Here is a 9,230-nt window from a genome sequence, read left to right as displayed (position 1 = left end):
AATGTATCGTCACAATCAGTCGTCAAAAATCAGTCAAAATCACGCCCAAGCTGTTTGACGGCCAGGCGACCTTTAGGAGTAAGCTTTATCGTCCTCTCGCGCCTATTAGTCGGATCGATTTCGACGCTAACCAACCTGTGTCCACCACGATAAGAACCTCTGTTACCTTCGGCCCAAAAATATGCATGTTTTGCAGCGGTGCGATATGTCACGCCAAAATACTCACTAAGGTCATTGATCCTAATCTTGTTACCAAAACTGTCAGCTTCAGCGATTTTCAGAAATGCCAATATCGCATCAAGTTGTATCCTGTGATCTAACTGATAAAACACCTGACAAGCTGCGACTAGACCGTTCAGTTTTTTCATTATCAACCTCACATGTTGCTGCGTTGCATTTGGTCTATCTATGCAATGGTGACTTTTCGTTGGTAAATATGTCAATTACAAAAGTAAAAAAGTATCAATAAAATATAAAATTTTAATACTCATGAAGTAAAATAAAACTACTACGATAACGGAGAAGTCATTTATCGTGTACATGATTTCGATTGTTTGAATGGTTACTCAATATCCTACACGATATGAGATATTTTTTGATTAAATACATTTAAATACGATTAGTTCCTAAATCCTACGTTGTCGTCGACTGAACACTTATATAAACCCCGTTGAATTCCCACTACTTGATCGCCATTAAAATTTGATATTCAAGAAAAGTAGCTGCGACTTGAAACGCATTCGCCCAAAAACATTAGAAGTGTACAATCCACACATGTACCCTGATGGAAATTATCGAGTGGATGATTCTAGGTTTGGTAAGAAAAAGCACCATGTGAAGAATCAAGTACTGGTGTCTTCATATTCCGATCTCGTCAGTCTTGCGAAGAGCGGATATCATGTACGAATGAAGGGTGCAACGAGTGGGCAGATCAACCTGATCTCACCAAAAAGCACTGTGTTCTAGGATTACCCCATTCCGTCAATGAATGTTTCTACATAATCGCGAATGCTTTCGATTACGCGTTCAGCCACCGTTTTTCGTTCCCGCAATTTTGGCTTTGAATCCATAATACCAATTACGTCTTCACGCATAGGCATTCTGTCAGAGAAGAGATAGTTACTGATGATTTTTTCGAGACCTGAGGAGGATATACCTTCCTTCTTCGCGAGGTGATCAAGGGCAAGTTGTTTCTTCGCATCCCAGAATTTAGAGAACACGTCTGAGATGTTTGCCTCTTGAGGTGCATTAGGGAGGTGCTGAGAGACAAACTCCTCGATGAGTTCTTTCTTACTTCTCAGATTGACTTCGCCTTCGAGAAGGCTTGCGACGGCCTGTTTGGCAGCATCTTGTTCTGCTGGCTCTTTATCTTTGAGGTTCCCTAGGAGCGAAATGATGTAGGCGACGTTGATCTTGTCGTTGGTGATGAGTTCCATCTCGAAGTCGATATCGTTGAGAATGGATACTTTTTCCTTTTCCTGTTTTGCCCGATGGTTCAAGTCACCATACTTGCTCTTATAGTCCGCGAAAGACTGTGCATCGAGAGGAAGGTCGTCGAACGAAAACTCAGTGAAACACTCCAATATGTTTAGAAGTCGAGCAATGGCCCTGAAGGCGAGAATAAACTTTGCTTCATCTTCTTCGTCGACCAGACCGTCAACACTTTCAACTGTCGGGGCAATGTGGAGCAAGTTGGTATAGGCGGTATCAAACTGCTTTAGATATTCCTCATACGGCGCGAGGAATATCTCTTCGTTGGCTTCTTTGTTTGCAAACAGCTCAATGGCTTCGTCAGTCGCGGGTTTAAGATTGCGGAAACAAACCACGTTCCCCTGGGCTTTCTTTGCGCCAAAGATTCGATTGGTCCTGGAGTAAGCTTGCAGAAGGCCATGATACTTTAGGTTCTTGTCGACATAGATTGTGTTTAGCGGTTTGCTGTCAAAACCCGTCAGGAACATGTTGACCACAAGGAGAATATCAATCTCCTTACGCTTTACGCGTTTGCCGATGTCTTTGTAATAGCCATAAAAATCATGGGTTGAGAAATTTGTTTCAAACATCTCATTGTAGTCGCTCATGAAGCTATCCAAATGCTCACGTGAATGCGCGTCTATCGCCTCACCAGTGCCGCCTGGGGACACATCGGCTTCTAATGCCCCATTGTCGTCAGACTCTTCGTTGGCGTTGTAGCTGAAGATCGTGCCAACGTTGAGCGTATGCTCGCCAGCTTCTTTCTTCTGCTTGAACAGATTGTAGTACTTGATCAACGTTTTGACGTTGGACACACAGAAAATTGAGGTAAACTCGCGGTTGTGGGTCTTTTCATTGTGATGATTGATTATCCAATCGGTCACGTTATTGAGCCGCTCAGGTGCTTCCATCGCTTCCGCAGTATCAATGGCTTCGACTTCGATATCGGCGATGCTGTCTTTTTGTTTGACCGTGCGAATATACTCAACTGAGAACTTCAGCACATTCTCGTCACGAATGGCGTCGGTGATGACGTATTTATGCAAACTCTCCCCGAATAAATCCTTGGTTGTACGTTTACCCATGTCGTTCTTAGAGGCATTCTCAACGAATATCGGGGTGCCTGTAAATCCAAACATTTGGCTCTGGTGAAAGAACTCAGTGATCCGTCTGTGCGTTTCACCAAATTGCGAACGGTGACATTCATCAAAAATGAACACGATGCGCTTATCCGCAAGGTCGTTCATGCGTTGCAGGTGCTTGTCTCGACTGATCGCAGTGTTTAACTTTTGAATTGTGGTGACAATAAGCGGCGTGTCGTTGGCAAACTGCTTGACCAACTGAGCGGTGTTGTTGGTGCCATCAACTGATCCATCAGAAAACCCATTGAACTCTTTGATGGTTTGATAATCTAAGTCCTTACGGTCGACCACAAAGACAACCTTGTGCACCTCAGGGGATTGGGTGAGAATTTGGGCGGCCTTGAAGGATGTGAGAGTTTTGCCTGAGCCTGTCGTGTGCCAGATATAGCCGTTCTTGTTGCTTTCCTTGACTTGATCTACAATCGCCTCCACCGCGTAATATTGATAAGGGCGCAGCGCAAAAAGCTTCTCTTCGGTTTCGTTCAATACAATGTATTTGGTGATCAATTTGGATAGTTGGCACTTCTCCAGGAACACCTTGGCAAACTCGTCAAGTTTGGTGATCTTTTTGTTGTCACGATCTGCCCAAAAGAAGGTTTGTTTGAAATCTGGTTTATCGTTTACGCGGGGAGGATTGTTGGCGAAATATTTGGTGTTCACCCCGTTAGAGATCACGAAGAGCTGGAGATAGCCAAACAGACCTCTGCCAGCCGAAAATGTGTGGCGGTGGTAGCGGATAATCTGGTTGAACGCTTCTTTCATTTCCAGGCCGCGCCGCTTTAATTCGATCTGCACAAGCGGCAGACCGTTGACCAACAACGTCACATCATAACGGTTCTCATATTTGCCGCGCATGGTGATCTGGTTGGTCACCTGATATTGGTTTTTACACCACTGTTCTTGGTTGATCAGTTCAAGATAGCCAACTGCGCCATCGTCTCGCGTATAGTCAATTTTTTCGCGCAGGGTCTTCGCTTTTTCAAATACATTGCCGCGCGTTAGGCGAATAAGTACCTGGTTAAACTCAACGTCACTTAGGGTGATGCGATTGTGTTTTTCCAATTGGGCCTTCAGGTTGGCCACAAGACCATCTTCATCTGCAATCTGTACCCGACCAAACCCAAGGCCTTGCAATTGGTCGATCAGTTCATTTTCAAGCGCTTGTTCAGATTGGGTGCTCATGGCTTAAGAATTTTCCATTTCTTCGCGAATGTCTTTTAGAAGTCGTCCCTGATACTCCCAATATTGAGCGCCTTGGGCGGATGTCCAATTGAACCCTAAAGACGCCAACGCTTGTAATGCTGCCGCCGAAAGGCTCATTTCTTGATTGTTGAACATCACCTTTGAATTGTCGATAACGGTACAGGTGATCTCTGGGTCTTTGGCGTGGGCCAAAATGGCCCCCACTGGAATATCGACCATCTTAAAGCTAAACCGTTCGGCGCGTTTTTCAAGCTTGCGCATGGCCGCCACGTCGTCGGGGGTCTCAACGATTTCTTCAGTGGGCGTCAGGTTTTCAACCTCAACCATTTCTAAAACATCGACGACCCGCTCGGGGGCAATTTCAAAGAACTCGCGGTTGGCGTTTACCCGGACATCACGAAAGGCGCTGTGAATTTTCTTTTCAACATTTTTAGATTTGGGCACCAGGGACGCGCGAAAACATTCAAACGGCACTGGAACGCCCGAGCTGTATAGGTCACGCATTCGCATCTCGATTGGACGCTCGGTTACGCCAACTTTCACATAGCCGGGCATTGCGTCATTGGTCAGCACATAGACAATATGGAAATTCTCGTTATCAAAACTCATAAAACATCTCGGTTTTGGCGCGTTCAAACGAACATTTGTTGCAACAGGCCCTTTTTGAATTGTTTGGCTTGGATCAGTTCTTGGCTGACGTGGTTGATCTTATCGTCAATGGCGGTGAGGAAGTCTGCGATCTTTGTTTGCTCTTCCATGTTTGGACGCCCAATTGGTATATCTTCCAGGTACGCGTAATAAAGATTCGAGACATTTGCGCCTTCAACCATTCTGGCAAACTGTTTGCGATATGTCCTAAAGTAGTATGTATAGAATAGAGAATTTTGTTCGGTATTGAATACAGAAATCATCTCTCCAATCGCAACACCTGGCGACTTCAGGAGGCAACAAGTAGCAAAGTCTAGAGGGCTTTCGCCAACACGAGGTACTAGAATTTCCCCCCCTTTGCTAAATTTCAATTGGGCTGGGTCAATTGCTGTCCTAGATTCAACATCTTCAATCACTATGCCATATTTGCTGTACAGCTCACCATAGCGAACGCAGGGCGTCGGGGCGTCGGGTGCCAGCGAAAACTTAGGTGCACTTTTCCCATAATAGAAAGTACCGATTTTCCCTATGACCGTCGCTTCCCAATCCGGATAGTCCTGCCCGTTATCATCTTTGAAACGCAGAGATTGCGAAAAGAGCTTTTGCATCATGCCCTTTTTATAGCGCTCCAACAGCGCCTTCTTTTCCGTCAGCTTGGTGATCTTGTCATCCACCGCCCCCAAAAAATCCGCGATCTTTTTTTGTTCCGTGTCCGAGCATTGGAAGAGTGCACAGGGCCCAATTTCCCCTAGGTTGATTTTTCTGGGGAATGCAACGTGAATTGTCCTTTGCCAGAGCTCTTTTTGGAATCTGGTAGTTTGCATTTGTTGTTGTACAAAGCTTGAGTCATCGATGTTGTTTAGCTTTAACAGCGCGAGACTAACATAAAATGACGCCTCAACTTCCCAATCAATTAAACGGGTTGTACCGATATCCCCTATCCGGGTCATTAGAATGTCCCCGCGCTCGAGTTTCACACGCCTGTTTTCTTTTTCAAATACTTCTCGCGCTATAAACTTAGTATTACTAAAGTCATTTGCGGTAACATGCTCAACGCTATAGAACGGAATTCCTACACCAACATATTTCGGGGTTTGGTGCGTCCCGTCATAGATGTTGCAGATTGAGGAAAGACTGGTTTGAATCCACCCCTCTTCGAATCCAGAAAAACGCAGATTTGGCACCAGCTTGTTCGTTTCAGCTTGAACGCTCATTTGGAAACCTCAAAAGGTGATCCGAGACCCAATTCAGCACAAAATTCTGCGATGGTTTGATCCGTCTCGGCCATATCCTTCTCGAGCGATTGCAGCTTACTCACCACTTCATTGAGATCAACTTCTTCTTCTTCCTCAAATGTGTCCACATAACGCGGGATATTGAGGTTGAAATCGTTCTCGGCCACTTCACTTAGCGGAGCCACATAGGCATATTTATCAATCGTTTTACGCGCCTTAAGGGTCGCCACGATCTTCTCAACATGAGCGTCAGTTAGTGCATTTTGATTGCCCACTTTTTCAAATTCGCCGCTGGCGTCGACAAACATAATGTTGTCGTCGTGCACTCGGCACTTTTTGAACACCAAAATACAGGCTGGAATTGACGTGCCATAAAACAGGTTGGCAGGAAGGCCAATCACCGCATCCAAATAGTTTCGCTTCTCAATGATATAGCGCCGAATAACACCTTCTGCCGCGCCGCGAAACAACACCCCGTGCGGTAAAACAATCGCTGCAGTACCGTTTTCTGCCAAGTGAAAAAGCATGTGTTGCACAAAGGCGAAATCAGCTTTGGAGGTCGGGGCCAGCTTGCCATATTGGCTAAAGCGGTCATCGGTCTCGTTAAGCGGGTTGTCTTTGCCTTTCCATTTGGCAGAGAAAGGCGGATTGGCTACCACCGCTTCAAACTTCTGGCCCATATGTTGGGGCTCGGTCAGGGTGTCTTCTTGTTTGATGTCGAACTTTGAATAATGCACGTCATGCAAAATCATGTTCATTCGTGCCAGGTTATAAGTGGTGCGGTTCAACTCTTGCCCATAAAACTCGCCAACTTCCGCTTCCTTGGAAATGCGCAACAGCAATGACCCAGAACCACAGGTTGGATCGTACGCATCACGAATACGCTGTTTGTCTGCGGTGACCACTTTAGCAAGAATGCGCGACACTTGTTGCGGGGTGTAAAACTCCCCGGCCTTTTTGCCAGCGCCTGACGCAAATTGACCTATGAGATATTCATAGGCATCGCCAAGCACGTCCGAATTTGCGTCTTGAAGACGAAAGTCGATCTCATCAAGGTGCTTGAGGACCTTTGCTATCAACTCATTCCGCGCATCTGGCGAACGACCCAGTTTTGTGCTGTTCAGATCAATATCTTCAAACAGCTTATTGAAGTCGTCTTCACTCTCAGTCCCCATGGTGGACCGCTCGATACCATCAAGAATGATTTGCAAATCTTCAATGATGAAGTTGGCTTTAGCTTGGTTGCTGCCATTACCGCGTTTAGCAACTGCTGAGAACATCTCATTGGGTCTTAAGAAATATCCAAGTTTCTCTAAGGACTCTTCCTTGATTGCATCAATGTCGTCTTCGTCGGTGACAAGCGCATAGTCCTTGACATCTTCAGTCTTCAAAAGGCCGTTCGCGTATAGGTGCTGCTTTTCTGATAGGTATTTGTAAAAGATGAAGCCCAGGATGTAGTCACGAAACTCATCCGCATCCATTTTGCCACGCAGTTCGTTTGCGATGGCCCAAAGTTGTTTCTCAAGAAGCTGTTTTTGTTCGGAAGTCATGCGGCGCAATTCACTTTAAAATCAAACGTGAGGCAAAGTGACGTCTAAACGTTGATTTTGCAATGGCGTAGGTGCGGAAACCGCGCCCGGAATTGAACTCTCAGCGCCCTATCTGGCAGTTACCTACTCGTAAAGAACAAACACACACAACAATGCATAAAACATACTGAACTGCCGAATGTCGGCATAAGGCCGCGTTTCAACGTGTGCCCCCACATCTATTCCTGCAACGAATACAGGGCTTCTGAATGAAGAACCATGTAAACTTGTCTGCATTTGTCACAAGTGCAGAAACACATTTCCACGCAACAACCGGCAGAAATCTGTCACCAAATCAATTGCATCTCTGGAGGCAAATCGCTCGGACATGCAACGAACAAATTGATGAGAATACAAATGAGTCTAATAAGTTTAGAGCAATTCCATTTCCAACCGGTATCGGCAAGTCATTCGCCATATCCCTCTACGCGGCTCAACTATCCAAATCAAACAACGATGCAAAAGGGAGCAGGACCAGAGCGACCATTGCTGTACGGACTATTGTACAGGCTGACAAACTGGCCTCGCACATCAACTCTATTGCATGCCATGGTGCTGCGGTTGCGAAGCACTCAGATAGCAGCATCTCAAATTCAGATTTGGACAAATTCGATATTCTCATTGTAACCCACGCTGGCTACAAAAACGCGGTCTCTTCGCACCTAACCAGCGGTGGCAACTCTGCGTCGAGCTGGCTGTACACACATGACGACCTTGTGATTTTTGATGAGGCACCTGATGTGCTTATCGATGAGTTTAGTGTTTCAACAGCTCAGTTGAAGGAACTTGCGGGTTTGATCGGTCTCTACCTGCCAGGGGATTATCAAGCAGAGCAAAAGGCAATATCAACTTTGGCTGAACTCACAAGGAACAACTTTAGTGGCGATGAAGATAGTTCAAGAGCTGGCCGGTGCAGAACAGATTTGTTTGACGGCCAAACATTCGACTTCACATTCCTGCGGTCCGATTTGATAAAACGATTGTCAGCATCCCAGATACTTAATTTTACGGGTGAAGCCAGCAAATTGGCGCGAAACCTGATAGAGGGCTGTCTTAAGGCGTGTGATTTTTTCACTTCAGAATGGGTGTCGGTCAATCGAAAAGGTGATTTGGATATGCTGGTGGGCTCAATGTTCTTGTGCGCGTCTGATTTGCCAAAGCCCATAATTTTAGACGCTACTGCAAAAAGTTGGGCCTTTTGGAAGTATCGCCCTGATTTGGTGGAATTCGTGGAGCCCGAAACCATCGCTCGACGATATGACAGCGTTACGCTCAACGTCGCTCGCGAATATGGGACAGGAAAGAGCAGTTCGGGCAAACTCGAAGGACGACTGCCTAGTATCCAAAAATTGCTTGGGAATGCGGCGCCTAATAACAAAGCGGTGGTTATTGCTCACAAATCAAAATTGCCGTTAATAGAGAAGGTACTCGCTGATCAACAGCATGTTTCCTTCGCCCATTGGTTTGCATTAGACGGCAAGAATGATTGGCAAGATTCCAAAACGATTGTCTTATTGAGCTTACCACATCTGCCAGCAAGTCATTTCGAAATGCTGCGATTGGCTGCACGTCCACCGTGCGATGAACTAATGGAACATACAAAATGGCCAAAGGATTGCCAACAAATCATTGCTTCAGATATGGCCTCCAAAGTCATACAAGCTATCAATCGCGGTAGGTGTCGTGTCACTATTGATGACAAAGGTAATTGTGAACCCTGTGATATTTATCTTTTGCTCCCTCCCGGAAACCTTGGAAACTCGGTTTTGGAGATGATTGAAGACAATATGCTCGGCATAAACGTCTGCGATTGGAATGTTGAGGCGGAACTGAATCGCTCCAGGACTACCCCCAAGTGGATCAGTGAGTTTTTTGAGACGCTAAAGGGCCGTTCAGTTGGACAACAACAGACGACACGGAGTATTGCTGATGTTCTAAATTGG

Annotated in this window: 6 protein-coding genes; 1 reads left to right on the top strand and 5 read right to left on the bottom strand. The window is 45.8% G+C overall.

Going from position 1 to position 9,230, the window contains the following annotated elements; all coding sequences use genetic code 11:
* Positions 1-29 precede the first annotated feature (29 nt).
* From AC2D8L_RS16465 to AC2D8L_RS16445, 5 genes are all read right to left on the bottom strand, one after another.
* Positions 30-368, bottom strand: a complete 339-nt coding sequence (locus AC2D8L_RS16465; RefSeq protein WP_484686601.1) for a hypothetical protein — start codon at positions 366-368, stop codon at positions 30-32.
* A gap of 600 nt (positions 369-968) precedes the next feature.
* Positions 969-3,794: a type I restriction endonuclease subunit R gene (locus AC2D8L_RS16460; protein WP_484686600.1), complete on the bottom strand. Its 2,826-nt coding sequence runs from the start codon at positions 3,792-3,794 to the stop codon at positions 969-971.
* A 3-nt stretch (positions 3,795-3,797) separates the two neighbouring features.
* Positions 3,798-4,424, bottom strand: coding sequence for a GIY-YIG nuclease family protein (locus AC2D8L_RS16455; RefSeq protein ID WP_484686599.1), 627 nt, complete (start codon positions 4,422-4,424; stop codon positions 3,798-3,800).
* A 23-nt stretch (positions 4,425-4,447) separates the two neighbouring features.
* On the bottom strand, positions 4,448-5,677 hold the full coding sequence (locus tag AC2D8L_RS16450; protein ID WP_484686598.1) for a restriction endonuclease subunit S: 1,230 nt from the start codon (positions 5,675-5,677) through the stop codon (positions 4,448-4,450).
* Positions 5,674-7,248: a type I restriction-modification system subunit M gene (locus AC2D8L_RS16445; protein ID WP_484686597.1), complete on the bottom strand. Its 1,575-nt coding sequence runs from the start codon at positions 7,246-7,248 to the stop codon at positions 5,674-5,676. The genes AC2D8L_RS16450 and AC2D8L_RS16445 overlap by 4 nt, the downstream gene beginning before the upstream one ends.
* A 755-nt stretch (positions 7,249-8,003) precedes the next feature.
* Between AC2D8L_RS16445 and AC2D8L_RS16440 the strand changes: the two genes are divergently transcribed.
* On the top strand, positions 8,004-9,230 hold a 1,227-nt coding region (locus tag AC2D8L_RS16440; RefSeq protein ID WP_484686596.1), incomplete at its 3' end, for a hypothetical protein.

It is taken from the genome of Maritalea sp. YIW29 (assembly GCF_057219265.1).
This window is presented reverse-complemented; position numbering and strand designations above follow the sequence as displayed.

Excerpts from the sequence above, each read along its gene's own strand:
- AC2D8L_RS16445 (WP_484686597.1), bottom strand. The coding sequence starts at position 7,248 with ATGACTTCCGAACAAAAACAGCTTCTTGAGAAACAACTTTGGGCCATC.
- AC2D8L_RS16455 (WP_484686599.1), bottom strand. The coding sequence starts at position 4,424 with ATGAGTTTTGATAACGAGAATTTCCATATTGTCTATGTGCTGACCAAT.
- AC2D8L_RS16465 (WP_484686601.1), bottom strand. The coding sequence starts at position 368 with ATGAAAAAACTGAACGGTCTAGTCGCAGCTTGTCAGGTGTTTTATCAG.
- AC2D8L_RS16460 (WP_484686600.1), bottom strand. The coding sequence starts at position 3,794 with ATGAGCACCCAATCTGAACAAGCGCTTGAAAATGAACTGATCGACCAA.
- AC2D8L_RS16450 (WP_484686598.1), bottom strand. The coding sequence starts at position 5,677 with ATGAGCGTTCAAGCTGAAACGAACAAGCTGGTGCCAAATCTGCGTTTT.